Source organism: Kitasatospora sp. NPDC036755 (assembly GCF_040636595.1).
Taxonomy (GTDB): domain Bacteria; phylum Actinomycetota; class Actinomycetes; order Streptomycetales; family Streptomycetaceae; genus Kitasatospora.
The window spans coordinates 1-26,308 of the sequence record NZ_JBEZUT010000010.1 but is presented as its reverse complement, the minus strand read 5'-3'; the positions used below and the strand labels follow the sequence as shown (position 1 = coordinate 26,308).

General features: G+C 71.8%; 23 protein-coding genes. 9 read left to right on the top strand and 14 right to left on the bottom strand.

Annotated elements, in window-relative coordinates:
• Positions 1 to 45 precede the first annotated feature (45 nt).
• From AB0E96_RS02890 to AB0E96_RS02880, 3 genes are all read left to right on the top strand, one after another.
• Positions 46 to 6,504: an RHS repeat-associated core domain-containing protein gene (locus tag AB0E96_RS02890; protein WP_359817699.1), complete on the top strand. Its 6,459-nt coding sequence runs from the start codon at positions 46 to 48 to the stop codon at positions 6,502 to 6,504.
• A gap of 28 nt (positions 6,505 to 6,532) precedes the next feature.
• A complete protein-coding gene (locus AB0E96_RS02885; RefSeq protein ID WP_359817697.1) occupies positions 6,533 to 7,171 on the top strand; it encodes a hypothetical protein in 639 nt (212 codons plus the stop codon).
• Between the two features lie 117 nt (positions 7,172 to 7,288).
• Positions 7,289 to 7,882, top strand: coding sequence for a DUF4291 domain-containing protein (locus AB0E96_RS02880; protein WP_359817695.1), 594 nt, complete (start codon positions 7,289 to 7,291; stop codon positions 7,880 to 7,882).
• Between the two features lie 27 nt (positions 7,883 to 7,909).
• Here the strand turns inward: AB0E96_RS02880 and tgmC are convergent, their stop codons facing one another.
• The 10 genes from tgmC to AB0E96_RS02830 form a co-directional block, all read right to left on the bottom strand.
• Positions 7,910 to 9,052, bottom strand: a complete 1,143-nt coding sequence (gene tgmC, locus AB0E96_RS02875; protein WP_359817693.1) for an ATP-grasp peptide maturase system methyltransferase — start codon at positions 9,050 to 9,052, stop codon at positions 7,910 to 7,912.
• Entirely contained in the window at positions 9,049 to 9,357 is a 309-nt protein-coding gene (locus AB0E96_RS02870) for a hypothetical protein (protein ID WP_359817691.1), read from the bottom strand. The genes tgmC and AB0E96_RS02870 overlap by 4 nt, the downstream gene beginning before the upstream one ends.
• The gene (locus AB0E96_RS02865; RefSeq protein WP_359817689.1) at positions 9,354 to 9,506 is read right to left on the bottom strand and encodes a hypothetical protein; all 153 of its coding nucleotides are present in this window, start codon (positions 9,504 to 9,506) and stop codon (positions 9,354 to 9,356) included. Before AB0E96_RS02865 ends, AB0E96_RS02870 begins: the two co-directional genes overlap by 4 nt.
• A 1-nt stretch (position 9,507) precedes the next feature.
• A complete protein-coding gene (tgmA, locus tag AB0E96_RS02860) occupies positions 9,508 to 9,780 on the bottom strand; it encodes a putative ATP-grasp-modified RiPP (RefSeq protein WP_359817687.1) in 273 nt (90 codons plus the stop codon).
• A 97-nt stretch (positions 9,781 to 9,877) separates the two neighbouring features.
• Positions 9,878 to 10,729 carry a helix-turn-helix transcriptional regulator gene (locus AB0E96_RS02855; RefSeq protein ID WP_359817685.1) on the bottom strand — a complete coding sequence of 284 codons (852 nt, stop codon included), beginning with the start codon at positions 10,727 to 10,729 and terminating at the stop codon, positions 9,878 to 9,880.
• A 32-nt stretch (positions 10,730 to 10,761) separates the two neighbouring features.
• A complete protein-coding gene (locus AB0E96_RS02850; RefSeq protein ID WP_359817729.1) occupies positions 10,762 to 11,265 on the bottom strand; it encodes a DUF6879 family protein in 504 nt (167 codons plus the stop codon).
• 1 nt (position 11,266) lies between these two features.
• Positions 11,267 to 11,509, bottom strand: coding sequence for a hypothetical protein (locus AB0E96_RS02845; protein ID WP_359817683.1), 243 nt, complete (start codon positions 11,507 to 11,509; stop codon positions 11,267 to 11,269).
• A gap of 161 nt (positions 11,510 to 11,670) precedes the next feature.
• On the bottom strand, positions 11,671 to 11,868 hold the full coding sequence (locus tag AB0E96_RS02840) for a DUF397 domain-containing protein (protein WP_359817681.1): 198 nt from the start codon (positions 11,866 to 11,868) through the stop codon (positions 11,671 to 11,673).
• Positions 11,865 to 11,996 carry a DUF397 domain-containing protein gene (locus tag AB0E96_RS02835; RefSeq protein ID WP_359817679.1) on the bottom strand — a complete coding sequence of 44 codons (132 nt, stop codon included), beginning with the start codon at positions 11,994 to 11,996 and terminating at the stop codon, positions 11,865 to 11,867. The genes AB0E96_RS02840 and AB0E96_RS02835 overlap by 4 nt, the downstream gene beginning before the upstream one ends.
• Positions 11,959 to 12,906, bottom strand: a complete 948-nt coding sequence (locus tag AB0E96_RS02830; protein WP_359817677.1) for a helix-turn-helix transcriptional regulator — start codon at positions 12,904 to 12,906, stop codon at positions 11,959 to 11,961. Before AB0E96_RS02830 ends, AB0E96_RS02835 begins: the two co-directional genes overlap by 38 nt.
• 160 nt (positions 12,907 to 13,066) lie before the next feature.
• Here AB0E96_RS02830 and AB0E96_RS02825 point away from each other — a divergent pair, with 160 nt between their 5' ends.
• Together AB0E96_RS02825 and AB0E96_RS02820 are read left to right on the top strand one after the other, a co-directional pair.
• Positions 13,067 to 13,495, top strand: a complete 429-nt coding sequence (locus AB0E96_RS02825) for an ATP-binding protein (protein ID WP_359817675.1) — start codon at positions 13,067 to 13,069, stop codon at positions 13,493 to 13,495.
• Positions 13,496 to 13,507: 12 nt separating this feature from the next.
• Positions 13,508 to 14,014: a hypothetical protein gene (locus AB0E96_RS02820; protein ID WP_359817673.1), complete on the top strand. Its 507-nt coding sequence runs from the start codon at positions 13,508 to 13,510 to the stop codon at positions 14,012 to 14,014.
• 355 nt (positions 14,015 to 14,369) lie between these two features.
• Here AB0E96_RS02820 and AB0E96_RS02815 read toward each other — a convergent pair whose 3' ends face one another.
• The 4 genes from AB0E96_RS02815 to AB0E96_RS02800 all read right to left on the bottom strand — a co-directional run bounded on the left by AB0E96_RS02815 (position 14,370) and on the right by AB0E96_RS02800 (position 18,129).
• A complete protein-coding gene (locus tag AB0E96_RS02815; RefSeq protein ID WP_359817671.1) occupies positions 14,370 to 15,020 on the bottom strand; it encodes a hypothetical protein in 651 nt (216 codons plus the stop codon).
• Between the two features lie 319 nt (positions 15,021 to 15,339).
• On the bottom strand, positions 15,340 to 16,110 hold the full coding sequence (locus AB0E96_RS02810) for a hypothetical protein (RefSeq protein WP_359817669.1): 771 nt from the start codon (positions 16,108 to 16,110) through the stop codon (positions 15,340 to 15,342).
• On the bottom strand, positions 16,094 to 17,365 hold the full coding sequence (locus tag AB0E96_RS02805; protein WP_359817667.1) for a hypothetical protein: 1,272 nt from the start codon (positions 17,363 to 17,365) through the stop codon (positions 16,094 to 16,096). Before AB0E96_RS02805 ends, AB0E96_RS02810 begins: the two co-directional genes overlap by 17 nt.
• A gap of 92 nt (positions 17,366 to 17,457) precedes the next feature.
• Positions 17,458 to 18,129 carry a TetR/AcrR family transcriptional regulator gene (locus tag AB0E96_RS02800; RefSeq protein ID WP_359817665.1) on the bottom strand — a complete coding sequence of 224 codons (672 nt, stop codon included), beginning with the start codon at positions 18,127 to 18,129 and terminating at the stop codon, positions 17,458 to 17,460.
• An 86-nt stretch (positions 18,130 to 18,215) separates the two neighbouring features.
• Between AB0E96_RS02800 and AB0E96_RS02795 the strand changes: the two genes are divergently transcribed.
• The 4 genes from AB0E96_RS02795 to AB0E96_RS02780 all read left to right on the top strand — a co-directional run bounded on the left by AB0E96_RS02795 (position 18,216) and on the right by AB0E96_RS02780 (position 26,208).
• Positions 18,216 to 19,097, top strand: a complete 882-nt coding sequence (locus AB0E96_RS02795) for an SDR family oxidoreductase (RefSeq protein ID WP_359817663.1) — start codon at positions 18,216 to 18,218, stop codon at positions 19,095 to 19,097.
• Positions 19,098 to 19,569: 472 nt separating this feature from the next.
• Positions 19,570 to 20,007, top strand: coding sequence for a hypothetical protein (locus AB0E96_RS02790; RefSeq protein ID WP_359817661.1), 438 nt, complete (start codon positions 19,570 to 19,572; stop codon positions 20,005 to 20,007).
• A complete protein-coding gene (locus AB0E96_RS02785) occupies positions 20,000 to 24,784 on the top strand; it encodes a caspase family protein (protein WP_359817659.1) in 4,785 nt (1,594 codons plus the stop codon). The genes AB0E96_RS02790 and AB0E96_RS02785 overlap by 8 nt, the downstream gene beginning before the upstream one ends.
• Positions 24,785 to 25,026: 242 nt before the next feature.
• A complete protein-coding gene (locus AB0E96_RS02780) occupies positions 25,027 to 26,208 on the top strand; it encodes a basic secretory protein-like protein (RefSeq protein WP_359817657.1) in 1,182 nt (393 codons plus the stop codon).
• Positions 26,209 to 26,308: the final 100 nt, after the last annotated feature.

Genomic DNA, 26,308 nt, shown 5'->3' with positions numbered 1-26,308 from the left:
CGCGGTCTGCCCCATCCCATTCCCTTTCGAGGAGTTGTTCCCCCCATGAGCAGGAAGAGGTCGGTGCTTCGGCTGCCGGCCCGGTCCAGGCTGTCCGCGGTCATCGCGGGCACGCTGGTCGGGTCACTGCTGCCGACACTGCCGCTGGCCACCGTCGCGGCGGCCGCCGAACCGTACACCAAGCCCTCGGCGGTCTCACCCGAGAAGCCCGTCAAGGGCTCCGACGCCAAGGTCAAGGACCGCAAGCCCGACACCACCGTCAGCAGGACCGACGGCAAGCACGGCGCCCTGCCCGGCGCTGGCAGCGCCACCCTCGACGTCCCCGCCGAGAAGGGCAAGGCCGTCAAGGCCGGCAAACTGCCCGTCGCCCTCTCCTCCGCCGGCTCGGCGGGCAAGGCCAAGGTCGAGCTGCTCGGCCAGGACGCCGCCGCCAAGGCCGGCGTCAACGGCCTGCTGCTGACCGTCACCGGCGCCGACGAGAACGCCGGCCTGGCCGTCGACTACTCGTCCTTCGCCCAGGCCGCCGGCTCCGGCTTCGGCTCCCGCCTCAAGCTGGTCCGCCTGCCGGAGTGCGCGCTCACCACCCCGGACCTGCCCGAATGCCGGGTGCAGACCCCGCTGCCCGGCGGCAACGACGTCGCCAAGCAGACCGTCGCCGCGGACACCCTGACCACCGCCCCGGCCGGCTCCATGCGCCTGTCCTCCGCCCCCGGCGCCATGGTGCTGGCGGCCACGGCCGGCACGGCCGGGCCGAGCGGCGACTACAAGGCGACCCCGCTGTCCAGCGCGTCCACCTGGTCGACGGCGCTGAACAGCGGCGCGTTCGCCTGGTCGTACGACATGCCGCTGACGGCGATGCCCGGCGGGCTGACCCCGAAGGTCGCGCTGTCGTACAACTCCGGTGCGATCGACGGCCGGACGGCCAACAGCAACAACCAGGGCTCCTGGGTCGGCGACGGCTTCGACCTGTCTCCCGGCTTCGTCGAGCGCAGCTACAAGGCCTGCGCCGACGACGGCGCGCCCAAGACCGGGAAGTCCAGCCCCGGCGACCTGTGCTGGGGCACGGACAACGCGACGATCAGCTTCGCCGGGCACTCCGGTGAGCTGATCCCGGTCTCCGGCGACGAGTGGCGCATCAAGCACGACGACGCGACGAGGATCGTGCGCGTCCGCGACACCGCCCGGGGCAACGGCGACAACGACGGCGAGTACTTCCGCGCCACCACGCCCGACGGCACCACCTACTACTTCGGCTACAACCGCCTGCCCAACTGGAGCGCCGGCAAGCCGGAGACCAAGTCCGTCTACACGGTTCCGGTCTACGGCAACAACGCCGGAGAGCCGTGCAACGGCGCCGACTTCGCGTCCTCCTGGTGCCAGCAGGGCTGGCGCTGGAACCTCGACCTGGTGGTCGACGCCCACGGCAACGACATCACCTACTGGTACACGCCCGAGACCAACAACTACGGCCGCAACCTCAAGGCCACCGACCGCACGTCGTACGTGCGCGGCGGGCGCCTGGACCACATCGAGTACGGCCAGCAGCAGCGCGACCTCTACTCCGCCACCGTCAAGCCGATGGGCCGGGTCGAGTTCGGCACCGCCGAACGCTGCCTGGAGGGCAACGCCGCACTCTGCGACCCGGCGAAGATCGACGCCAACCGCCAGTACTGGTACGACACCCCGTGGGACCAGAACTGCAAGGACGGCACCGACTGCACCGGCCAGTACTCCCCCACCTACTTCACCCGCACCCGCCTCACCCAGGTCGTCGCAAAGACCCTCCAGGCCGACGGTAGTTACGCCGCCATCGACACCTGGGACCTGACCCACAAGTGGGGCACCGCCGACTTCGACTACCAGCTCCTGCTGGACTCGATCAAGCACACCGGCTCCTCCGCCACCCCGTCCGTCTCGCTGCCGAAGACGACCCTCGCCTACAAGCAGTTGGCGAACCGGCTCGACAAGGTCGGCGACGGCCGCATGCCGTTCATCAAGCAGCGGCTCGGCACCGTCACCGACGAGTTCGGCGGGCAGCTGGACGTCAACTACTCGGCGCCGGCCTGCGACTGGAACGCGCTGCCGACCCCGCAGTCCAACACCACCCGCTGCTTCCCGCAGATGTACCAGCCCTCCGAGGAGAGCCCGGTCACCACGGAGTGGTTCAACAAGTACGTCGTCGACTCGGTCATCGCCACCGACCGCACCGGCGGCGCCCCCGACATGGTCACCCACTACACCTACCTCGGCGACGCCGCCTGGCACTTCGACGACGAGGACGGCCTGACCAAGGACAAGCTCAAGACCTGGTCCCAGTGGCGCGGCTACGCCCGCACCCGGGTGGAGACCGGCGGCGTCGCCGCCATGTCCACCCAGGCCGACCACTACTACCTGCGCGGCATGGACGGCGACCGCTCCGACCCCGCCGACAAGACCAAGAAGCGCTCCGTCACCGTCGACGACGGCCAGGGCACCGTCCTGACCGACGACAACGCCTGGGCCGGCTACGAGTACCGCACCGAGGAGTACGACAAGCCCGGCGGCGCGGTCCTGGAGAAGACCGTCAACACCCCCTGGAAGCAGGAGACCGCCAAGCGCGTCCGCGACTGGGGCACCACCACCGCCAACATCACCGCCACCGCCGTCGCCCGCGAGTTCACCTCGCTCGACAAGGGCGCCGGCAACGCCTGGCGGGAGACCCGCACCAACACCACCCGTGACGGCTACGGCCGCTCCACGCTGGTGGAGGACCTGGGCGACACGGCGGTCACGGGCGACGAGAAGTGCACCCGCACCAGCTACGCCGACAACACCACGGCCTGGCTGCTGTCCAGCATCATGCGGGTCGAGACCGTGGCCGCCGGCTGCGGAACCGACGTCGACCGGCAGACCCGGGCCGACGGCACCTCCGCCGTCCTGTCCGACAAGCGGGTGCGCTACGACGGTCAGGCGTACGGTGCCGCCCCCACCAAGGGTGACGTCACGCTCGCCCAGACGATCAAGTCGCAGACCGGCAACAGCGCGACCTACCTGGACAACGCGTTCACGTACGACGTCTACGGGCGCACCCTGACCTCCACCACCCTGGCCTCCACCACCGTGGTCGACACCACCGGCGCCACCGGGCCGGTCACGTCGGCCTCGCCCGAGGCCCGAACCACCAGCACGGCCTACACCCCGGCCACCGGCCGGCCCACCAAGTCCGTGGTCACCGCCCCGCCCGCCAAGGTCGGGGACGCCACCACCGCCCAGGTCGCCACCACCGAGTACGAGCCGCTGCGCGGTCTGACGGCGGACACCATCGACGCCAACACCCGCCGCACCGACATCCAGTACGACGCGCTCGGCCGCACCCTCAAGGTCTGGCAGCCCAACCGCTCGAAGGGCACCGGGCAGACCCCCAACCACGAGTTCGAGTACGCCGTCACGGACGGCAAGATCATCGCGATCTCCGCCAAGACGCTGAACAGCGACGGGACCCAGCAGACCGGGTACACGCTCTACGACGGCTTCGCCCGCGTGCGGCAGACCCAGGACCCCGCGGACAACGGCGGCCGCGTCCTGACCGACACCTTCTACGACGACCGCGGCCAGCCCGCCCTCGCCTACGCCCCCTACTACGCCACCGGCGCGCCCTCGACGACGCTGCGCAACGTCGACGACACCACCGGGGTGGAGAGCCAGACCGTCACCGGCTACGACGGCCTCGGGCGGGTCGTCAGCAGCACGGCCCTCGCGGGCAACGGTGTCGGCACCCCGCTCTCCAGCACGCTCACCGAGTACGGCGGCGACCGGATCACCATCACCCCGCCCACCGGCGGCACCCCGACCACCGCGATCACCGACGCGGCCGGCCGCACCACCGAGCTGCGCCAGTACAAGTCGGCGACCCCGACCGGCGCCTACGACACGACCAGCTACGGCTACGACCCCGCGGGCAACCTCACCAGACTGACCGACCCGTCCGGAACGGCCTGGACCTGGCTCTACGACCAGCTCGGCCGGCAGACCAAGGCCGTCGACCCGGACAGCGGCACCACCGTCAAGACGTACGGCAGCCGCGGCGAGCTGACCAGCACCACCGACGGCCGCGGCAAGACCATCGCCAGCGTCTACGACAACCTCGGCCGCCTCACCGAGACCCACGAGGGCTCGGCCACCGGTCCGCTGCTGACCTCCCAGGCCTGGGACCCGGCCGGCAACAAGGGCGTGCTGTCCTCCAGCACCCGCTACAGCACCGTCGGCGGCACCACCTACCAGTACAAGACCGCCTACTCGCTCTTCGACGCCCTCGGCCGGTCCACCCGGACCACCACCACCATCCCGTCCGTCCCCGGTCAGGAGGCCCTCGCCGGCAGCTACGTCAGCGGGAGCATCTACCGCCTCGACGGCCTGCCGCAGAGCCTGACCTACCCGGCCGCCGGCAACCTGCCCGCGGAGTCCGTCGCGTTCACCTACGACGCGCTGCGCCGGCAGACCGGCGTCGAAGGCATCGGCAAGTACCTCACCAACCAGACCTTCAGTCTCACCGGCAAGCCGCTGCAGTCCACGCTCAGCAACGGCACCACCGGCAAGGAGCTGTACGTCACCAACGCCTACGAGTGGGGCACCCAGCGCCTCGTCTCCAGCCGCACCGACCAGTACGGCATCACCGGGGCCGTTCGTGCCGCCGCCTACACCTACGACCAGGCCGGCAACGTCACCTCCGTCACCGACACCTCGCGCTCCGGCACCGACCGGCAGTGCTTCCGCTACGACTACCTGGCCCGCCTCACCGAGGCGTTCACGCCCAACACCGGCAGCTGCACGGCTCCCAGCGGCACCCAGCTCGGCGGCCCGGCCCCGTACTGGACCAGCTGGACCTACAACACCAACGGAACCCGGGCCACCGAGACCCGGCACGACACCACCGGCAACACCGCCCAGGACGCCACCACCACCTACACCTACCCCGCCCCCACCGCCGCCCGCCCGCACTCGCTGACCGGCACCAGCACCGTCACCGGCGCCAACGGCACGCCCGTACCGGAGAGCTACGACTACGACAGCGCGGGCAACACCTCGGGCCGGCACCTCAAGCCGGCCGGCAACCAGACCAGTGACCAGGCCCTGACCTGGGACGTGGAGGGCCGGCTCAGCCAGGTCGTCGACACCGTCAAGACCACGGCCGCCTCCACCACGACCGCCACCCGGAGCACCGACTACCTCTACGACGCCGGCGGCAACCGCCTGCTCGGCCACACCCTCGACACCGCCAACCCCGCCGCCGAGAACTGGACCCTGTACCTCGGCGGCACCGAGCTCAACCTCGTCAAGGGCGCGGCGAAGCCCACCGCCACCCGCTACTACGCGCTGGGCGGCGCCACGGCGGTCCGCACCGACGACAACCGGGTGACCTTCCAGGTCGCCGACCACCACGGCACCGCCGAGGTCGGCGTCGACGCCACCACCGGCGCCGTCGCCCAGCGCCGCACCAACCCCTTCGGCGGCATCCGCGGCACCGCGCCGTCCACCTGGGCCGGCACCCGGGGCTTCCTCGGCGGCACCAGCGACACCACCGGGCTCACCCACCTCGGCGCCCGCGAGTACGACCCGGCCACCGGACGGTTCATCAGCGTCGACCCGGTGATCACCACGACGGACCCGCAGTCGCTGGCGGCGTACACCTACGGCGACAACAACCCGCTGACCCTCAGCGACCCGACCGGGCGCAACATCCTCGAGGAGCTGTTCAACTCCATCACGGCGCTCCTGAGGGACATCAGGGCCACCAAGAAGGAACTCGGGATCAAGCACCCGATGGACCGGACGACCAGACACGACGACGCTCAGCGCGTCGCCGCCGGAGAGATCAAGAACCAGGCCTCGAAGATGGGGGCGAACAAGTTCGAGGTCCGGCAGAACGTCAAGGTCGCCGGGGCCAGCAAGAAGTGCCTGTACGACCCCTCGCTGACGAGCTGCAACGACGGCAACGCCGACATCGTCGGCTACGACCCCAAGAGCGACGTCTACTACGTGTGGGAGGTCAAGTCCGCCGGCGAGGCGTCCAAGGCCGTTCCGGAGGCCGAGTGGTACGTGAAGAAGATGCAGGCGGAGGGCAAGAAGGCGGTCCTCGGGTGGACCATCGGCGGTCCGTACGACGTGCCCAACGGCGACAAGGTCGTCGGCCCGGCCGAGGGCTCGGTGATCTACGGGAAGGAGGACAACAAGAAGATGCAGAAGCACCTTCCCGCTGGCGGCACATCGCAGCAGTCGCAGGCCGCACGGGTTCCCACCGCCAACCCCGGGCCGGCGCCCGGCAAGTACCCGGGCACCGCGTACCAGCCCGGCCTGGGAACCACCCCGCTGGCCGACACCGGCATCAGCCTCGCACCGGTGCTGATCCCGGCCGGGATCCTCGTCATCGCGGGAGTCGTGGTCGCCGCCCCGGCGGAGGCCGCGGCCGCGGCGGGAACGGCGACGACGGTGGCCGTCACGCAAGCGATGTTCGACCTGGCAGCATGACGATTCCCCGACGGAAAGACAACGGATGATGTCCCTCGAAGCATGGACCCGCCAGTACGTGGCACCGGTGGCAAAGGCCGCCGGTCTGAGCCGCAAGGGCCTGGTGTACCGCCTGGTCGGGGAGAACGGCGACCACGCGCTCCTGGAGTTCCAGCCCCAGCGCCTCAGCACGCCGATGGAGGTCTTCACGGTCAAGGTGTTCGTCGTGCCGGCCGCTTCCTGGGCGTGGAGCTACCGCGCGAACTGGGAATCCGCCAGGAAGAAGGCCCCGACCTCGTCGGCCGCGCTCGTGGAGTGGACCGTGGCGGCACCCGAACACCTCGCCTACGAACCCGACAACGTCAGCCCGCTCGACGCGGACTGGGCGTACGGCGGGCGGATCGACCCCGATGCCGCCGGCCGGGCCATGGCGGAGGTCCTTCGGGAGCACACCCTCCCGACCATGCGGCGGCTGCTCGACCGTGACGAACTGTGGACGGAGATCTGCCGGCCCAGCTTCGAGTTCCACCGCGGTCGGCCGCCCGGCTGGGCCCGGATGATCCTCCGGGTCGACGAGGCCGCACCGGCCGAAGTCGACGAGCTGGTCGGCCAGGTCGAGACGGACTATCCGGTCGTCGACGAGTTCGTCACCTGGGCCCGGGCCCGGGCCGCCGAACACAACGGATGACCGACGAGCGCCCGGCCGGGCTTCCGGCCGGGCGCTCGCTCCGTCTCCGGCCGCCCGGCCGCACCCGCGTGGAAAACCGCTTGGAGGAACGCCGGCCGGGCCACGATCCTGGTCGGCGTGTCAGAACCGAAGCAGCAGATCCGCGCCCTCCACACCGACTCCACCGTGACCGTCTACCAGGCGTACCGGCCGGAGATCGGCCTGCCCGCCGCGCGGGACGGCCGCTTCCCGGCGGCCTGGAAGCGGGACCGGATGACGTGGATCAAGCCGTCGTTCCTCTGGATGATGTACCGCTGCGGGTGGGCGACGAAGGAAGGCCAGGAGACCGTCCTGGCGGTCGAGATCACCCGCGACGGCTTCGAGTGGGCGCTGGAGAACAGCTGCCTGTCCCACTACGTGCCCGGACTGCACCCCGACCGGGCCGCGTGGCAGCGCGACTTGAGGCGCTCCCCGGCCCGCGTGCAGTGGGACCCCGAACGCGGGCTGCACCTCCAGCCGCTGCCCCACCGGTCGCTGCAACTCGGGCTGGCAGGGGAGGCCGCCGAGCGCTACGCCGAGGAGTGGATCGTCTCGGTGGAGGACGTCACCCCGCTCGCGCACGCCGTCCACGCCCACGTGCGGGCCGGGGAGTCGGAGGCCGCCCGGCAGCTCCTCCCCGCCGAACGCCCCTACCCGGCGGGCGACGCGCTGCTGGCCCACCTGGTCGGCTGAACGGGGCCCGCCGCCGTACGGGCGAGGTCAGATCGGCAGGTTCCAGCCCGGCCCGTCCTCGCTGCCGATCCACACCCGCTGCCCGGTCGCCGAGACAGTGAGGCCGAACCCCTCCTGGTGCGGTTCGCCGGCCCGCTGCCAGGCTTCGACCGCGTCCTCGACCTGATCCCAGAGCCGGAGCGGACCGCGCTGGACGACGGTCCACCCCCCGGCGGGGTGGGGCGCGGTGCGGGCCTGCGAGCCGGTGGCCACGTCCGAGAGGATCTGGTGGCCGCCGACCCCCATCCGTTCGGCCGAGGGCGCCGCGAGCTGGGCGACCCAACTGCCCGTCCAGGTGGCGATGATCTCGGGGTCGATCCGGGTCGGGCGCTCCTCCCCCGGAAGCAGGGAGATACTCTGGCGCGGCGGCCGGTCGTGCGGGCGGGCGATCATGAAGCTGGTGCAGCCGGGCAGGAACCGCCCCGTCCCCTCGCCGGGAGCCGTCACGACCAGCCGTACGAGTCCGAAGCCGAAGCCCCATCCGGAGAGGGTGACGAGAATCGCGCCGCCCGGCTTCACCTGGTGCAGCCAGCCGGGCGGCAGGTACCGGACGGCGCAGGTGGCGATCAGCCGGTCGTACTCGCCCCCGTCCGGGTCGCCGAGCAGACCGTCCCCGACGATCAGCCGGGGCGCGAACCCGGCCGCCCGGATCGCGGCGGCGGCGCACTCGGCCACCAGCGGGTCGTACTCAATGCTGGTGAGGTTCCCGTCCCCGAGGCGGTGCGCGCCCAGCGCCGTCGAGTAGCCGGTGCCCGTGCCGACCTCCAGCACCCGGTGACCGGCCTCGACACCGAGCTGCTGCCACATGGACAGCACCAGGGACGGAAGGGTGGAGGACGATGACGGGGTCCCGGTCACGGCGCCCTCGGTCACGTCCTCGGGCCGGACGTGACCGTCGAGTTGGGTGATCAGCGTCTCGTCCGCGTAGACCTGCTCCAGCCATCGGGGGTCGGTCCGGTGCACGGGCCGGTAGGCGGTCGGGTCACTGCCCGGGACGGGCGCGAAGAACGACCCGCCGAACAGCTCCCGGGGCACCGCCAGCGCGGCGGCCCGCCACGCCGGATCACCGATCGCGTCGTCGCCGGCGAACCCGTCCACCATGGCGGCGCGCAGCTCGGCCGGTGTGCTCATGCGTTGGGGCCCTTCTCCAGTCGGTCGGCGATCGCCCACGCGATCGCCGACGTGGTCTCGACGCCCTGCCAGGCCCACTGCCCGTTGGGGTTGCACTCGAGGAAGTACCATTCACCGGCAGCGGTGACCGCGAAGTCGAACGCACCGTAGACCAAGTGGAGTTCGGCGAGGTAGGCGGCCACCGACTGGGCGACGGGCTCCGGGACCACGACCGGCGAGCAGCTCATCAGGTTCTGCCGTTCACGCCAGTCGAGATCGGGGCTGCTGATCCGGACGCCGAACAGCCGGTCCCCCACCGCGGTCACCCGGGCGTCGAACTTTCGTGTAGATCGGCACCGGGGTCCAGCCGGACGACCGGAACCCGGCGCTCGGACAGGAGGCGGAGCACCACGTCGGCCGTCACGTCGTGCGCGTTGGTCAGGACCAGGACGGCCCGGTGTCGATCAGTCGCCATCTCAGCCGGTGCCCTGGTCCTGGTCGTTCGCGGGCATGCTGTCCATGTCGGTCGGCGAATTCTGCCCGCCGCTCCGTCCGTCGCCGCCGCCCGTGTTCGTCGGCGTGCTGGTCTCCGTGCTGGTGCCGTGTGCCCCCATCTCGACCTTGCGGCCCTGCTCATCCACGAACACGGCGGTCTGCGTTTCGGGGTCGATCACGGCCGAGACGGCGGGGATCGGGGTGGTCTCGGGATACGGCCCCATCCGGGTCGTGCCCCACGGCGCGGTCGTCATCTGTGGTGTTCCTCCTCGTCCAGGGTTCGAGCAGCACCATGGACGGTAGGGAATCGCTGCGCCCGGCCTCAACGAACTTGCGGGTTCTTGCGTCGATTCACCCGAGAGAGTCAAGCGCCGCCGTAATCACGGCGCGGGCCGCGTCGCCGAAGACAGCGGAATCGGAGAGCTGTCCGAATGCCCTTCCGTAGTCCGACAGCTCACGCGGCTGCTTGACATTGATCTCGGCCGTCAGGGTCTCCACCACGATGTGCTGGCCGTCGAACATGTAGAACGCTTCCAAGGGCCAGACGGAACGCTGAGCAGTGAACGGGATGATCCCGAGCGTGACCGAGACGAGCGGCATCACGGCGAGCAAGTGTCGGAGCTGCCCACGCATCACTTCGGCATCGCCGATGCGATAGTGCAGCACCGACTCCTCCATCAGCACCACAAACCGGTGACCACCTTCGTACAGGAATCGACTGCGCGCCACCCGGGCGGCGACGGCCTCCTCCACATCGTCGGGCGTGCCTTGGAAGTGGGTGATGGCGCGCATCAAGGCCGTGGCGTAGGCCGGCGTCTGGAAGAATCCGGGCATGACGTTGGACACGTACACACGGCACAACCGGGCCCGCTCGTTCAGCGCGTAGACGTTCTCCTGGACCTTTCGCATCCCGCCACGCTGGAGCCGACGCCACTCCACGTACATCGACTCCACCATGCGCACGGTGGCGACGAGGTCCTGCACCTGCTCCTCGGCGCCGCAGGCGGCGCACCAGGCACGGATGTCCGCGTCGGACGGGGTCACCTTCGCAGAGAGGATGCGCGAGGTCTTCGCCGGGTGCCACCCGCACCGAGTGGACAGCTCCTGCCCCTTGAGTCCCGCGTCCAGCATCAGCTCGCGCAAACGTGCGGCAACGGCCTGCCTGGCGGCTTGGGCGCTGGACGACGGCGAAGAGGAGGACACGAGTTCGACTGTCCGGTCAGTGGTCGCGGAGATCAGACGGTGTACTTCGCGTGATCGATGCCACGCTCCCAGACGGCCTCGAAGGCCGAGACGCAGAGCTTCACCACTGTCGGGTCCTCGGACAACTCATACCTGGGGTCGGCCCATTCCCCGGCGCCCGTGAAGTGGTTGAACTCGACCAGCCGACCGTCGAATACCCAGAAGTCATTGCCAGGCAACGCGATGTCCGACGCCTGGCGACGCGGAAGCCAGCGGACATGTTCACCAGCTTCGATGTTCACCGCGGTCCCGGCATGCTCGAAGCGAATGTAGTCGGTCACCGGCTCCGAGACGATCCGGGCTCTACGCATGATCACGCCACGGCTGACAGCATCCCGAACGAGCGGCACCCACGCGGCCCAGCCCTCGGAATCGGGGTCGAGGTCGGGGTGGACTCCGGTCTGCTTGAACTCCGCGAAGTCCGCCGACTCATCACCCACGCCGTACCAATCACGCATCTCAAGATGTACGGCCGAGTGCCGAGCAGAGCTCAGCAGGTCAGAGAAGTCCGGAACGTTCTACGTCATCGAGCGCCTTCCTAATGATCGCCGCCATGCGAAGCGGGACGCGGACCACGTCCTCACCCTCAGGGATTCCGATCACGTGGCCCGGAGTCCACTCGGTCGTGGTGATCGCAGCCGGCAGTTCCTCGCCTGGCTTCCAGCCCTGGAACAGCAACTCCCGCTTCTCCTCGTCCACCCAGACTGTCGGCGAGCCGTTTCCCTGGGTCTCAGGGTCCATCCCGTGGAACCGTAGTGCCATCATGCCCTCCCGTGCCAAGTCGGGTTACGCACCTGGCGTTACCGCCCTGCAGAGACTCACAAACTCCACGGAGCCAAGCAGACGAGGTATCCGGCGAGTCCTCGAGACCGCCACCGTGCCCAGACCCGCACCTGCTCCGGTCAGTCCTGGATTGGGAACTCGCCGTCCCGGATCGCCGCGATGAACGAACCCCACGCGGCAGCCGGGAACACGAGCGCCGGACCGTGAGGGTCCTTGGAATCACGCACGGGGACGAGGCCCGAGAATCCGGGGGCCACCTCGACGCAGTCGCCGCCGTTGCCGCCGCTGTAGCTGCTCTTGCGCCACACCAGCTTCATGCCGGGAACTCGCCGTCCTTGATCCCGGCGATGAACGAACCCCACGCGGCAGCCGGGAACACGAGCGCCGGACCGTGAGGGTCCTTGGAATCACGCACGGGGACGAGGCCCGAGAATCCGGGGGCCACCTCGATGCAGTTGCCGCCGTTGCCGCCGCTGTAGCTGCTCTTGCGCCAAGCGGCCGCGCCGAGCCCGATCCTCGTCATCTCTGAACCCCTCCAGCGCATCTGCGATCAGCGCGAGCGAGTCGGCTACCGGCAGTGCCGCCCCATGGAGCAGATCATAGCTCCAGCGATGTCGCGCGACGATCTCCGGAGCATCGCTCGAATGCCCTCGATCGAGGCTCTCTGAATACACATAGGTCCGCCCGTCAGGCATGTCCAGCAGGACCATGGAGACGTCGACGCTGGCCTGCCGACACGCGAAGGGGGCGATCTGGATCATGATGTTGGGTAGCTCTGCAACCTCCAGCAGATGCTCCATTTGACGTCTCATCACGCTCGGTCCGCCATAGACCGTTCGAATGCAGCTCTCGTCCAGGATGGCTAGGAGGGGCGGACCGTCCGGCTCCAAAAATCGCTTCTGCCGCGCCAACCGAGCCTGCGTTCGCTGCTCGATGATCTCTGGCCTGCCAGCCGCATCGCTGACCGCGAACACGGCCTCCGCATACTCACGGCATTGCAGCAGTCCATTCACTACAGCAACTTGGAAGACCCTGGCGGCAAGGGCCTCAGCCTCCGCGTCGACATGGGTCTGAAACCAATCGGGGTGCTCGACCCCTGCCCTCCAGTCCACCCGATCCCAGAGCCGCTTCAGCGCCCCACCCGCGTCCAACAGCAGATCTGCCTGCACGACCATGTCCGGCGGCATGCGCCTCTGGCCGGACTCAAACCTTGTGATGTTCGGCCTGGTGCAGTGCAACAGCTTCGCCAGTTGCTCCTGCGTGTAGCCGGCCATCTCCCGGTAGAACCGCAGCTCTTCACCGAAGATCCGCGCCGAACTGGCCGTCACTTCGCTCTTCAGCCGCCGATGTGCCACGCCGAACCCCCTGACGTACCGCAGGTGCCTGGTACCAGATTTCGGCCATCACCGTACCTCCGCACCCTCGACCATTGAGACCGGAACGCAATCATCTGCATGCGCAGCGTGAATGCGCGCTCCTCTCGTACGCCCCTCCGCCCCCTTGAGGTGCTTCCCCATGCTCACGTCCCACCGTCCCCGTGCGTTCGTCGCCCGGCTCGATGCCCGTGTCGAATCCACGCCGCTGGCCCGGTACTTGCTCCGCGCCTACCTGGCCGCCCTCCCCTCTGGGGAGCGCTACCGCGACACCGCAGAGCTGCTGTTGGGCGAGCTCTTCGCCAATGCCGTGCAGCACTCCGACGGCCCTGACGACTGCCACATCGAGGTCCGCATCTCCCTCACCGGCTCCCGCCTGCGCCTTGAAGTCCACGACGCCGGCACCGGCCGCCCCACCCTCCGTACCGCCGCGCCGGACGACGAGTGCGGGCGCGGCCTGTTCCTCATCGACGAGCTCGCCGAGCGCTGGGGCCACTCCTCCCGCCCGGGCGGCATCGGCAAGTTCGTCTGGGTGCTCGTCGCCCCCACCCCCGCCCTCGTCACCCTTTGAAAGCCCGGCCCCATGAACCTCACCACCCTGGCCCGCCACACCCTCTCCCGGGGAGCCACCCCCGCCGCGACCTACGCCCTGATCGCCCGCCTCGGCCACCCGCCGCTGCCCGTCGCCCGGGCCGTCTGCCTCGCCCTGGACATCCCGCTCGCCGAGACCACCCGCCGCCTGGCTGACTGCTACGACGCACTCCTCGCCGACCCGCGCCCCGGCTCGGAGTGCGACACCGGTGAAGTCCTCGAAGCCCTGGGCGTCTTCGACGTCCCCAAGTCCCTCACCGACGCCGAACTCGCTATCGTCGACCTCTTCCTGACGGCCATGGACGCCATGGGCGGCATCCGCCCCGGCCACCGCCACGGCCTCCAGCGCTGGTTCACCACCGGCAACCTCACCACCGCCGGCGAACTCCTCACCACCACCCTCCCCTCCGACCGCCGCATCCGCCACGCCCTCACCCACTGCCGCACCCAAACCACCCGACACCAGAAGTCGACCCCGCCGACTTCCCATGCCTCGTAGCACCACCACGGGCCAGCCGGACAAGGGCAGGTGAGAACCGCCGAGCCCCGGCCCAGGTACTGGGGGGCCGGTCCCCGACCGCCCCGCACTGGAAGTCGACCACATCGACTTTTCGCGCCGCCGGGCAGTGGATGGGCGGACGCCGCGCCGGCAGCCCTGCCTCACGCGGCCAACCGCCAACCCCACCCACCCAGGGGGCGCCGAACTCGCCGTCGGTGCGGCGGCCTGGGCCGGGGGTGCTCTCGCGCGCCTCGGCGCAGCGGGACCGGCGCGGTCCGGGTTCGGGGTCGTGGCGCTGTGGGACTTCTCGCCGGGGCGGCAACTGCGGTGAGGCGTGGCCTGATGGCCTGGCACGTCAGGTGCGGCTGTCGCCGAGGTGCCGGGCCGCGAGCGCGGTGACCTGGGCGGCCAGGTCGGTCAGGGAGGGGTCGCGCAGTGCGGCGGCGTGCGCGAGTCGGGTCACGTCGTCCGCCCAGGCGCCGGTGGCCCGGTCATCGGCGCCGATCCGGGCGAATCCCCGGTCCAGCAGGCCACGGGCGTCGTCGTCCCGCTTCCGGGCCACCGCCTTGACCGCGCCGACGGCGTTGGCCAGGGCGCTGGCCGGCCGTGACCACTCGCCTTCACGGGCGCGCGCCGCCGGGTTCCCTTCGTCGTAGCGTGGGTCGCCCGCGATCGACGCGGTGCGGACGTCCAGATCGAGCCGCCAGAACAGCGGCAGCCCGACGAAGCGGACGAACAGCAGGCGTCGGCGGTCGGAGCGGTAGAAGTCCGGGTCGACGCGGACGCTTTCGACCGGCCGGACCTCTCCCAGGACTCCCACGACGCGAGCCAGGCAGTCCGGGAACCGCGCATCCGGTACGACCCACGCGATGTCGATGTCGCTGAAGGAGTCCGCCGTGCCGGATCCCATCGACCCGACCGGCTCCGTACGTGAGTCGGGGCAACATCTCGTCAGCGCGACGCACACCTCGGCGGCCAGGGCGGCACGATCGGTCTCTCCCACCATGACGCACACCGTAGTCCGCCGCCGGGTCACGGTCCTGGCGCCGCAAGGCGGTCGAGCCAGGTCTTCTCCTGCTCCGTGAGCGGTGGCGGTGGCACCGGCCGGTGTCGTCGTAGAGGGCGACGGGGTCGTCCGGATCGGGCCACGAACCGACGCAGCGGACGGTCTGCCGAGACCGGCCGGAGAGCTCCGTGGGCGAAGCCGGACGGGACGGGGCAAGCCCAGCCGGCGGGGGCGGTGAGACATGCGGTTCCCGCACGGGGCCGGTGGTGGCGGTCGGGGTGCCCGCGAGCCGCCCGGGGATGTGCGGAGTTCCTCGACGTCAGACGGGCGGCAGCAGATCGCTCTCGCTGATGGTGTACGTCAGCGGGGGGTAGCCGAAGTCCGTCTCCTTGTTCTCACGGCGCCGCAGCCGGTAGAACTCGTGGCTCTGTTCCTCGTCGGCCGGCGTCAGGCGCGCGCCCTGCGGGAGGCAGGGCTGTCCGTCGCGGAACCGCACGAGGGTCTTCGACGTACGGAAGGTCACGCCCAGCCATTCGTTGTCCGCGGCCCGGGCGGGCGCGTCCAGGACGATCTTGTGCCTGAGTCGCCGGTTCACGTCGACGGAGAACGCGACGATGCCGTGGTGGGCGAGCGGGATCTCGAACTTCTCGCCGCCGGATTCCTTCGGTTCGAAGACCAGTTTCCTCGGTGGGCCCGCGTCGGGGTGCCGGTAGCAGGAGAGGACGGCGATGAACGAGTCGTCGGCCAGGTCGAGGGCCTGGTCGGAGTGGCCGCCCATGGTGGTGTAGGCGTTCGTGTAGCGCTCGGCGAGGGCGTTGTTGAAGGCGACCGGGATCGCCGTACGCTCCTGGACCCGCTGCGCCAGCCGTTCGTGCACCGCCCGGAAGCGCTGCACCGGGTTTCCGTACCGGGTGGTGGTGCGGACGAGGGGCACACCGCCGGCCTCGTCGGTCCTGGTCAGTACGGCGCCCTGTCGGCCTTTTCCCACGTCCTCCCAGCGGGTCGACGCGGTGAGCTCCGCGAAGAGGTCCTCCTCGGCCGGCAGGGCGCACGAGAGGATGCCGTCCGGGATCCTAGATCCGAGGGGCAACGTAGTCTCCCGAGTTCATGCTGAAGAGGAGTTCGTCTCCGTAGTCGACGAGGGACGAGGTCCTGTTCTCCTCGGCGTACAGCCGGCGCAGCTCGTCCATGCCGGCCTGTGTGGGCGGCCCCAGTTCCACCGCGCCTCCGGCCGCCTGCTTGAGGTACGTACGGCCGTTGCTGTGCACGGCTTCGGCGTTGGAGCAGCGCACGACGTATCCCAGGCGGGTCGGAAGCAGTCCGGCGTCCAGCGCCGGGGGCCGGATCTCGTGCGTGTACAGGCGGTTGGTGGACAGCGGCATGAGGAACACCGAGCCGGGGTGGAGGGTCAGGGTGAACTGCGCGGGAAGCGCGCCCCCGTCGCGGGCTCCGGCCGGCTCCTTGAGGCGGAAGTGGAGTCGGGTCAGCCCGCTGACCCCCTTCACGCCGTGGTCGAAGGCGTCTTCGGCCAGGGGGCGCAGCTTGTCGAGCCCGTCGTAGAAGGTGCAGAAGGCCATGATGCCGTTGGTGGGCATGTCCTTGGTCTTGTCGGCGTGGGCCGAGATCCTGGCCTTGGACTGTTTGCGCTCCGCCGTGGCCGGTGTGTTGTGGTAGATCTGCGCGAGGACGTGGTTCAGCGGTGCCTGGTCGCGGAAGACGGCGGCGGCCTCGCGGTTCAGGGCCTCCACGATCCGGGTGTCGGTCGGGCGGAAGCCCTCGGTCGGTCCCGAGAGGTTCGTGGAGCACCGGAGCAGGCGGAAGTGCAGATCGTCACCGTCCCGGGTGACGGGCGTCAGGTAGATGCCGCTGCGGTGGGCCGATCCGGGCTTGGTGGACTCCGTCAGGGACTGGAACTCGTGCTCCGCGCGGATCCGTCCGAAGTGGTCGTCGCCGGGGGCGAAGAAGCGGCGGTAGTACACCCCGACGCCGTGGACGCGGAAGGGGACCCGGCCGAGGTCGACGGGCGTCCAGGGGGCGTCGGCGCCCTCGCGGAATCCCTGCGACAGTTCCCTGATGACGAACACCCGGGCAGCGGAGGACAGTTGGCGGCCGCTGATCCCGGAGAGGTCGCCGCACAGGTAGACGGTCCTGCCCGCGAGGTCGGGCGAGCCGGAGGCGAGGTCCTCCGGGGTGATGGCGGAGCCGAAGAAGTCCCCGACCGCCTCGGTGCCGTGCAGCGCCGAAGGCGCGACCAGGACGGTGCCCGCGTCCTCGATGCGGGCTTCTGTCGGCCGTGCCGCGTCCGTGGTCCGGTGCGGGGCGGGCCCGGTGGCGTGATCGGTCACATGGCGAGGGTACTCGCGTCATGATCGCCCGGACAGAGCCTCCAGGCCTCCAGGCCTCCGTCTCGCCGGCACCGGACGCCGCCCGGCCCGGGTCAGCCCAGCGACGCGCTCGCCGCACGCAGTTCGTCCAGGGCCGCCAGGATGTACCCGGCGAGCTCGTCGTGGGCGCCGCGGTCGTCCTGGGCGCCACCGCCGCCGCCCTCCGCACCACCGCCGCCCTCCGCGCCGCCGCCGCCCTCCGCACCACCGCCGCCCTCCGCGCCGCGGTCACCCTCGGCCCACCGGGCGTATCCCCGCTTGAAAGCGAGGACGCCCAACTCGCCCGCGAGAGCCGCGGTCGCGTCGGGTACGTCGCGGGCGAGCAGGGCGGTGGTCATCGCGGCCGCGAGGCTGACGGTCTTGAGGGTGTCCCGTTCCTGGAGCTCGGTGCTGGCGGCGATGGCCGCCTTCAGACGGGGGGCGAGTTCACGGCTTCCGGGGCCCATCGCGGTCGAGGCGCGCTCGAGACCGGCGGCGACCGCCTCGAGCGGGCCGGCCCCACCGGGCGCGTCGGCGATCCCCTCGGTCAGCAGCCGGCTCAGGGTCTCCTGCCCGGCGACCAGGAGTTCGCGCTTGTCGGGGAAGTGCCGGAAGAAGGTGCTCTTGGTGACCCCGGCCCGCTCGGCGATCTGCGCGACTGTCGTGGCGTCGTACCCCTGCTCCGTGAACAGGTCGACCGCGGCCACGACGAGGCGTTCACGCGCGCCTGGTTCCCATCGACTCATGGGTTCAGCATATGTGACGGGACTCTTGTCCCATCATCCTGCTACGGTGATGGGACAAGAGTCCCATCACTTCCGGGAGGATTCCCATGCGTGTCTTCGTCACCGGCGGCACCGGTCTGATCGGCTCCGCCGTCGTCGCCGAACTCCTCGGCAACGGCCACACCGTGCTCGCGCTCGCCCGATCCGACGCCTCCGCCCGGGCCGCCGAGGCGGCCGGCGCCGAGCCCCTGCGGGGAGGCCTCGCCGACCTGGACGTCCTGCGCTCCGGCGCCGCCCGGACCGACGGGGTGATCCACCTGGCCTTCGGCAACGACTTCAGCAGCCCCGAGGCCCTGGCCCGGAACGTCGCCGAGGAGACCGCCGCCCTCACCACCCTCGGCGAGGAGCTCACCGGCAGCGGCCGCCCCCTGGTCACCGTCTCCGGTACGCCCTGGGTTCCGGGCCGTGCCTCCACCGAGGCCGACCCGGTGCCGACCGACGGGCCGGTCGGCGGCCGCGGTCGCACGGTCACGGCGATCCTGGGCCTGGCCTCCCGCGGGGTCCGGAGCACGGCCGTACGCCTGCCGCGCACGGTTCACAACCAGGGCGCGGGCGGGTTCGCCGGCCTGCTGACCGACATCGCCCGCCGCAGCGGGATCTCCGGCTACCCGGGCGACGGCACCCAGCGCTGGCCCGCCGTCCACGCGCTCGACGCGGCCGTCCTCTTCCGGCTCGCCCTGGAGCGGGCGGAGGCCGGCACCGCCTGGCACGCCGTGGCCGACGAGGGGGACGAGGTGCGGGACATCGCGGCCGTCATCGGCCGACGGCTGGGCCTGCCGGTCGAGTCGGTGCCGGAGGAGACCTACGGCCCGCTCGGCCCGGTCTTCGGGGCCGACCAGCCGTCGTCCAGCACCCGCACCCGCCAGGCGCTCGGCTGGGAGCCCAAGCACCCCGGCCTCCTGCGGGACCTGGAGAACCTCCGGCCCTGATCGGCGGCCGCGGCCGCCGGGATCCGGCAGGTGGTTCCGCTCCCGCCGGGGCCGACCGTCCTGGACCCCGCGGCTTCCGCCGGGCTCGTCGTGCCGACCGGGCCCGTACCACGTCGCTGACGGACTCCCGGTGGGCGGCGGTCGCGGGTCGCGCGTACCCGGCACGCGCGACCCGGCCCCCACCGTCGCGCCCGGCGCATCCGCACCGCCGCTCCCCCCGGACGGTGGATCAGGTCCGCAACCGGCCGAGCGGCGGAGGGGAGCGGCGGGGTGCCGGGGGGAGCAGCAGGGTCCGGCGCCCGCGGCGGGCCGTCGCCCCGGCGCCCCGCCGTGCCGGCGCGCCCGGAACGCGGGCGTCCGGGCTCGCCAGCAGGGCATTTGACCGGGGGCAGTCAGCGTTGTGACGCTATGTCAGAACGCTTCGCACTGCTGACTCCCGGGGGGAACCGTGGACGAACCGCTCCGTATCCGTGTGACCGACGCCGACCGGGGCGCGGCCGCCTCACTGCTGTCCTGGCTTCGGACGGAGGGCGACCTGCGCGGGTACGTGGAACTGGAGGCCTCGCCGCCGCGGCCGGGGTCGCTGGGCACCCTGGCGGACGTGCTCACCGTCGCGGTCGGGGCGGGCGGGGCGGCGTCCGGTCTGACCAGCGCGCTGGTGGCGTGGATCCGGCGGCGGACCGGGGAGACGGTGGTCCAGGTGACCCGTGCCGACGGCAGTTCGATCGAGCTGCGGGCGACGGCCGTGCGCGCCCTCGACGCCGGTGACGTCGCCGCGCTCGTGCGCGAGGTGGGCTCGTCGCTGGCCGCCGGCGCCCCGACCGCGACACCTCCGACCGCGACGCCTCCGGCCCAGGGGCTCCCGACCGCGACGCCTCCGGCCGCCGGGCTCCCCAGCCGCGATGAGTGAGCCCGCGCTGCCGCTGGGGCTGCCGGGCGCCCGGGCGCTGGTCATCGGGACCGGCAGCCACGTCCCCGGTTCCGTGCTGCCCGACGTGCCCGCGGCCGGCGACACCGTGCGGGCGATCGAGCAGGAGCTCGTCGCCCGCTGCGGCCTCGCGCCCGGCCACGTGCGCACCGTCATCGACCCGGAGGATCCGCTCACGCTCGGCGAGGAGCTGACCCTGGCCGCCGAGTCGGCGGACTCCGTGCTGCTCGTGTACTACGTCGGCCACGGCCTGGTGGGCGAGGACAACGAGCTGTACCTCGCGACCCGGGCCACCGACCACCTCACACGCGGGCTGGCGTACAAGGGACTGTCCTACGCCTCCTTGCGCGCGACCCTGGCGACCTCCCGGGCCCGCTCGGTCGTCCTGGTCCTGGACTGCTGCTTCTCCGGCCGGGCGGTGCCCGTCGCCGCCGCCGCGAACCGCTTCGAGTCGTCCCTCCCGGGCGGCGGGTTCGTCCTGGCCTCCGCCGCTCCGGAGGAGCTCGCCCTGGCGCCGGCCGGTGCGCCGTACACCGCGTTCAGCGGCGAGCTGCTGCACCTGCTGCGCGAGGGCGATCCGACCGGCCCGCCGCAGCTGACGCTGGACCACGTGCACCGCTCCCTGGTGCGCACGCTGCGCGACCGGGGGTTCCCGGTGCCCCGCCGCCGGTCGGAGGGCCAGGCCGGGGAACTGGTGCTGGCCCCCAACCCGGCGTACCGGCGGCCGCTCCCGGCGACCGTTCCGGCGCCGCCCGGAGCGGGGTCGGCCGGCGAGGACGACGGCACCGGCCCCGCGCTGGACACCTGCCCCTACCGGGGTCTGGCGCCGTACGGCTCGGAGGACGCGCGGTTCTTCTTCGGCCGCGAGGAGCTGACCGCCGACCTGGTGTCGCGGGTGAACGCCCGGCTCTCCGCCGACGGACTGCTCGTGGTCATCGGCCCGTCCGGCGCCGGCAAGTCCTCGCTGCTGCGCGCGGGCCTGCTCCCGGCACTGGACCGGGGTCTGCCCGAGGAGCTGAGGCCCTGGCGGTGGCCGCGTCTGGTCCTCACCCCCGGCGATCGGCCGGTGACCAGGCTCGCGCGCGTCCTGGCCGAGCTGGTCCGCGAGGACCCCGACCGCATCCGGGCGGCGCTGACGGCGGACCCGGAATCGGTCGTCACCTGGCTGCCGGCGGACGGTACCCGTCCGGTGCTGCTGGTGGACCAGTTCGAGGAGCTGTTCACGGCGTGCCAGGACGCCGGGGAGCGCGAGGTGTTCGTCCGAGCGCTGTCGGCGGCGGGCAGGCGCGCGGTGGTGCTGCTGGGGCTGCGCGCCGACTTCTACGGGCACTGCGCCGCCTATCCGGCGCTGGCCGACGCCCTGCAGAGCGACCAGGGCCACGTGCTGGTCCGGCCGATGGCGTCCGAGGACCTCCGGGACGCCGTCGAGAAGCCCGCCGAACTCGCCGGGCTGAGCCTGGAACCGGGGCTGGTGGACCTCCTGCTGCGCGAGCTGCGCACCGGCGGGGACGGGCGGCCCGGTCCCGGCGCGGCCCTGCCCCTGCTGTCGTACGCGCTCGCGGCCACCTGGCAGAACCGTTCCGGCCGCACCCTGACCCTGGCGGGCTACCAGGCCTCGGGCGGCATCTGGGGCGCGATCGCGAAGACGGCGGAGGCCACGTACCAGGAACTGGACGCCGCCGGGCGGCAGTCGGCCCGGCAGCTCCTGCTGCGCATGGTGCACGTGGTCGACGGCGCCGAGGACACCCGCCGCCGGATGCCGCTCGCCGAACTGGAGCCCGGCACGGGCACAGGCACGGGGACGGGGACAGGCACAGGCACAGGCACAGGCACAGGCACAGGCACCGGCACCGGCACCGGCACCGGCACGGGGACGGGCACAGGCACCGGCACGGGCACCGGCACGGCGCCGGGCGAAGACCCCTCCGCCGACGCACCGGCCCCCGGCCCCGACCCCGGCGCGGACTCCGCCGCCCTCGACGCACTCGTCCGGGCCCGGCTCGTCGTCGTCGACGACGGGCACGCCGAGCTCATCCACGAGGCCGTCCTGCACGCCTGGAGCCGGTTGCGGAACTGGATCGAGAGCGACCGGGCGGGCCTGCTGGTCCGCCAGCAGCTGCACGACGCGGCGCAGGCCTGGGAGAGCGACGGACGCGACGAGGAGGCGCTGTACCGCGGCGTCCGGCTGGCGGCGGCGAGCCAGTGGTTCGAGGAGTCCGCCGGACGGCACGGCACCACGCCGGCGGCCCGGGCCTTCCTCGCCGCCGGCCAGGCCCGGCAGGCGGCCGAGGCGAGTGCCGAACGCCGCCGCGTCACCCGCCTGCGGGCCCTGGCCGGCACCCTGGCGTTCCTGCTCGTCGTCGCCGTCGCCGGGATCGGCGCGGCCCTCTGGCAGAACCGGATCGTCAACCGGCAGCACGACACCCTGGCCTCCAAGCTCGGTGCCGAGGCCGCCGACCGGCTGCGCCCCACCGATCCGACCCTCGCCCTCCAGGTCGCGCTCTCCGCCCGGCGGGTCTCCGACACCCTGGAGGCCCGCACCAGTGTCTACAACGCGGCGATGACCGCGTACTACACCCCGCTCACCGGGCACTCCGACGCGGTCAAGAAGCTCTCCTACAGCGCGGACCGGCACCTGCTCGCCAGTGCGAGTCCGGACGGCACCGTCCGGCTCTGGGACCTCTCGGACCCCCGAACGGCCAGGAGCACGGCCGTCATCCGCACCGGCAGCGAGAAGGGGAGCGCCGTCCTGGGCCCCGACGGCCGGCTGCTCGTCTCCCGGGACGCCGGGACGTCCGTCCGCCTGTGGGACGTCACCGATCCGGCCGACCCGAAGCCGGTGGCCACCCTGCCCGACACCCCGGGCTCGCTGGCGCTCAGCCCGGACGGGCGCACCCTGGCCGCCGTCACCGACGGCCGGACGGCCCTGTGGAACCTCACCGATCCGCGGCGCCCCGTCCAGGCCGGGACCCTGCCGGTCGGCTACGCCCGACTGCAGGCCGCGTCCTTCAGTCCCGACTCGCACCTGCTGGCCCTCACGGTGCAGGGCGGCGGGAACCACCCGGAGGTGCAGCTGTGGAACGTGACCGACCCCCTCAAACCGGTCGCCACGGCCACGCTCGCCGACATCCGTCCGTACGCGGTGGTCTTCAGCCCACGTGCTCCTCTGCTCGCGGTCGGCACCAACGGGGACGGTGTCGCCCTGTGGGACACCAGCGACCCGGCCGCACCCGCCCGGGTGACCGGTTCGACCACCTTCGGTGGGGGGCCGCCGTACGGGACCTCTCCCGTGGACCTCGGGCTCCTCAGCATGGCGACGGCCGTCGCGTTCTCGCCGGACGGCCGGATCCTGGTGTACGGGTCCTCCAGCAACCTCGGAGCGCAGTTCGGCCACGCCCAGGCCGTGGACATCACCGACCCCCACAAGCCCGTCGAACTCGTCAGCCATCCCGTCCCCGGAACGATCACCGCGATCGTGGCCGGTGACGACCCGGCGTCCATGATCACCGCGAGCGAGGAGCAGCAGATCCGGCGCTGGCACCCCGTCCTCTCCACCGCCCTTCCCGCCACCGGCACGACCGGCGACTTCACTCCGGACGGGCGACTCCTGGTGTGGGCCTCCGACCCGCCGGCCAGGAGTGACTCCACGGATCACCGCTTCACCCTGTGGCGGACGACCGGACCGGCCACCGCCCGCGCGGCCGGGGAGTTCACGGCCTCGGGCACCTCGAAGGTCCGGGCGGTCGACGACCGCACCCTGATGACCTTCAGCCGCCTCGCTCCCGTACGGCTGTGGGACGTCACCGACCCGGACAAGCCCGTACCGGCCGGGGCCCTGGACGAACTCGCCGAGTACGTCCCCCACTCCGGGGAGCCGTCCCCCGAGCCGGACCTCGCCGTCGAGGACGGACTCGTCGCCCTCAACGGCCGCGACGGCCTGATCCACCTGTGGGACGTCACCGACCCGCGCGCCCCGAAGCCGCTGGCCACCGTCGAGTCCCCGGAACCGTCCGGGCGGCTCCACCTCATCCACCGCAAGCTCGTCTCCGTCGACCGCCGGGGCACCGGGATGCACGTCTGGGACCTCGCCGATCCCCGCCGCCCCACCGCCACCGCGACGACCGACCTGGGCGACCGGGCCACCGACAACCCCACGCTGGAGGGCCAGGCCACCGACCGGCTCGCCTTCGCCCTCGGCGACAGCGAGATGAACCCGAAGACCGTCCAGCTGTGGAACCTCCGCGACCCGGGGCACCCCGACCACGGGGAACTGCCCCCGGGCCCGGTGAACGGCATCGCGCTCAGCCACGACGGGCGGACCGTCGCGGTGACGACCGACAAGACCCTCGACCTGTGGGACGTCACCGACCTCCACCACCCGGTGAGGACCAAGTCCCTCCCCGCCGAACGGCAGACCGGAGCGACGTTCCGGCCCGACGACCGTCTGCTCGCCACCCTCTCCCGGACCTCGCTCGGCAACCCCGGCCAGCTCCACCTGTGGAATACGGCGGACCCCCGGAACGCGACCGAGATCGCCGTGGTGACCGTGCCCCAGGAGGCGGAGGCCCACGGCCTCAGTCCCGACGGGACCAGCCTCCTGATCAGCGAGGGCGGCGCCAAGGACCACCGCGTCCACCTCGTCGACCTCGACCTCGACCGGCTCGCCGGGCGCCTGTGCGCCGAGGTCGGCAGCACCATCACCCGCGAACAGTGGGACCAGTACTTTCCCGACACGGCCTACCAGCCGCCCTGCCGCTGAACCGCGCGCGCACCGCTCCCGCCCCGGAATCCCCCGCGGGCGGGAGCGGTGCGGCGCGTTCGTGTGGTCCTCCTCCGCCCCGCACGGGCAGTCGGACCGGTCGGCTTCCCGCACGTCCGGGCCCTGGTCGACGATCCGTGAACGCGCCCGTCGACAGGTCGTCGACATCCTGTACAGCTCGGCCCGGTGACATCACCTCGGGCCGGCTCCACCGGGGAGCCGCCCGAGAGGAGACCCCCGAGATGATCACCCGTCGTACGGCCGCGGCCGTCGTCCTGTCCGCCGCGACCGCCGTGGCCGGGATGGCCCTCGGCGCCGGGACCGCCGCTGCGGCCGAGTCCGCCGGTGCCGCCGGTGCTCCCGGGGCCACGAGCGCGGCCCGGCCCGCCATCGCCGCCGAGTCCCTGCCGGCCAGCGGCGCCGACTACCGGATATCCAGCTACGCGGGCGGCGCCCTCCAGTGGGACAGCCGCACCAGCGGCTCCACCGTGGTGGTCCGCGACTGGAACCAGGCCTCCGCCCAGCAGGTCTGGACGATCCGGGACGAGGGCAACGGCAACTGGTCGGTCAAGGTGCCCGGCACCAACAACGCCGCCGACCGCGACCGGGGCAGGAACACCGTCGGGGCCTGGAACTACGTCAACGCGGACAACCAGAAGTGGTGGCTGCAGAACACCTCGATGGGCAACGGCCGGGCGTGGCTGCTGCACAGCGTCTCCGACGACAACCTCTGCCTCAGCCGCGGCGCGGACCTGACCGCCAAGGTGGCCGCCTGCAACGCGGGGGACCCGGCGCAGTCCTGGAACCTCGACCGCGACGGCGGCACCACCCCGCCGACCACCGGCCGCCCGACCATCGACCTCGACTACTCGCAGGCCCCCGACCTCGGCCCGTGGCTGGAGCAGCAGAAGAAGACCGTCGCGGACTACTACCCGACGATCTCCGACCTGATCACCAAGGGCGCCTTCAAGGCCCCCGGCTACTTCAAGATCATCATGGATCCGGCGCTGACCCAGTACCCCGCGTACGCCTGGCGCAACCCCGCCACCGGTAACAACGAGATCCACGTCAACATCGGCTACACCCGGAACAACAAGGGCGACACCGGCTTCCTCGTCCACGAGGCCGTCCACGTCGCCGTCTGGGACAACCCGACCGGGCGCCCCGGCTGGCTCGGCGAGGGCCTGGCGGACTGGGTGCGCGACTACAACTTCCAACCGGGCACCGGCGCCCAGCACTTCGGCTCCGACACCAACTACGACAGCGGCTACCAGGCCACCGCCCGCTTCATCGACTACGTCTCGAAGACCTACAACAAGCCCGACCTGGCGCACTTCCTGAACACCACGAACTACAGCGAGCAGCTCTGGACCCAGCTCACCGGCAAGACCGCCCAGCAGCTCTGGAACGAGATGCCCAAGTAGCCCCGAGCAGCCCCTCCCCCGCTGTTCCGCGGCGCCGGAGCGCACAGGACGTCGGGTCGGCCGACTTCCGGTGCGCTCCGGCGCCGCGAGGGGCGGCCGG

What these genes read in the sequence shown, in the direction of transcription:
- AB0E96_RS02890 (WP_359817699.1), top strand. Translation starts at nt 46, where the DNA reads ATGAGCAGGAAGAGGTCGGTGCTTCGGCTGCCGGCCCGGTCCAGGCTG.
- AB0E96_RS02885 (WP_359817697.1), top strand. Translation starts at nt 6,533, where the DNA reads ATGTCCCTCGAAGCATGGACCCGCCAGTACGTGGCACCGGTGGCAAAG.
- tgmC (WP_359817693.1), bottom strand. Translation starts at nt 9,052, where the DNA reads ATGAGCACACCGGCCGAGCTGCGCGCCGCCATGGTGGACGGGTTCGCC.
- AB0E96_RS02865 (WP_359817689.1), bottom strand. Translation starts at nt 9,506, where the DNA reads ATGGCGACTGATCGACACCGGGCCGTCCTGGTCCTGACCAACGCGCAC.
- tgmA (WP_359817687.1), bottom strand. Translation starts at nt 9,780, where the DNA reads ATGACGACCGCGCCGTGGGGCACGACCCGGATGGGGCCGTATCCCGAG.
- AB0E96_RS02845 (WP_359817683.1), bottom strand. Translation starts at nt 11,509, where the DNA reads ATGGACCCTGAGACCCAGGGAAACGGCTCGCCGACAGTCTGGGTGGAC.
- AB0E96_RS02840 (WP_359817681.1), bottom strand. Translation starts at nt 11,868, where the DNA reads ATGAAGCTGGTGTGGCGCAAGAGCAGCTACAGCGGCGGCAACGGCGGC.
- AB0E96_RS02825 (WP_359817675.1), top strand. Translation starts at nt 13,067, where the DNA reads ATGCTCACGTCCCACCGTCCCCGTGCGTTCGTCGCCCGGCTCGATGCC.
- AB0E96_RS02820 (WP_359817673.1), top strand. Translation starts at nt 13,508, where the DNA reads ATGAACCTCACCACCCTGGCCCGCCACACCCTCTCCCGGGGAGCCACC.
- AB0E96_RS02815 (WP_359817671.1), bottom strand. Translation starts at nt 15,020, where the DNA reads ATGGTGGGAGAGACCGATCGTGCCGCCCTGGCCGCCGAGGTGTGCGTC.
- AB0E96_RS02800 (WP_359817665.1), bottom strand. Translation starts at nt 18,129, where the DNA reads ATGAGTCGATGGGAACCAGGCGCGCGTGAACGCCTCGTCGTGGCCGCG.
- AB0E96_RS02795 (WP_359817663.1), top strand. Translation starts at nt 18,216, where the DNA reads ATGCGTGTCTTCGTCACCGGCGGCACCGGTCTGATCGGCTCCGCCGTC.
- AB0E96_RS02785 (WP_359817659.1), top strand. Translation starts at nt 20,000, where the DNA reads ATGAGTGAGCCCGCGCTGCCGCTGGGGCTGCCGGGCGCCCGGGCGCTG.
- AB0E96_RS02780 (WP_359817657.1), top strand. Translation starts at nt 25,027, where the DNA reads ATGATCACCCGTCGTACGGCCGCGGCCGTCGTCCTGTCCGCCGCGACC.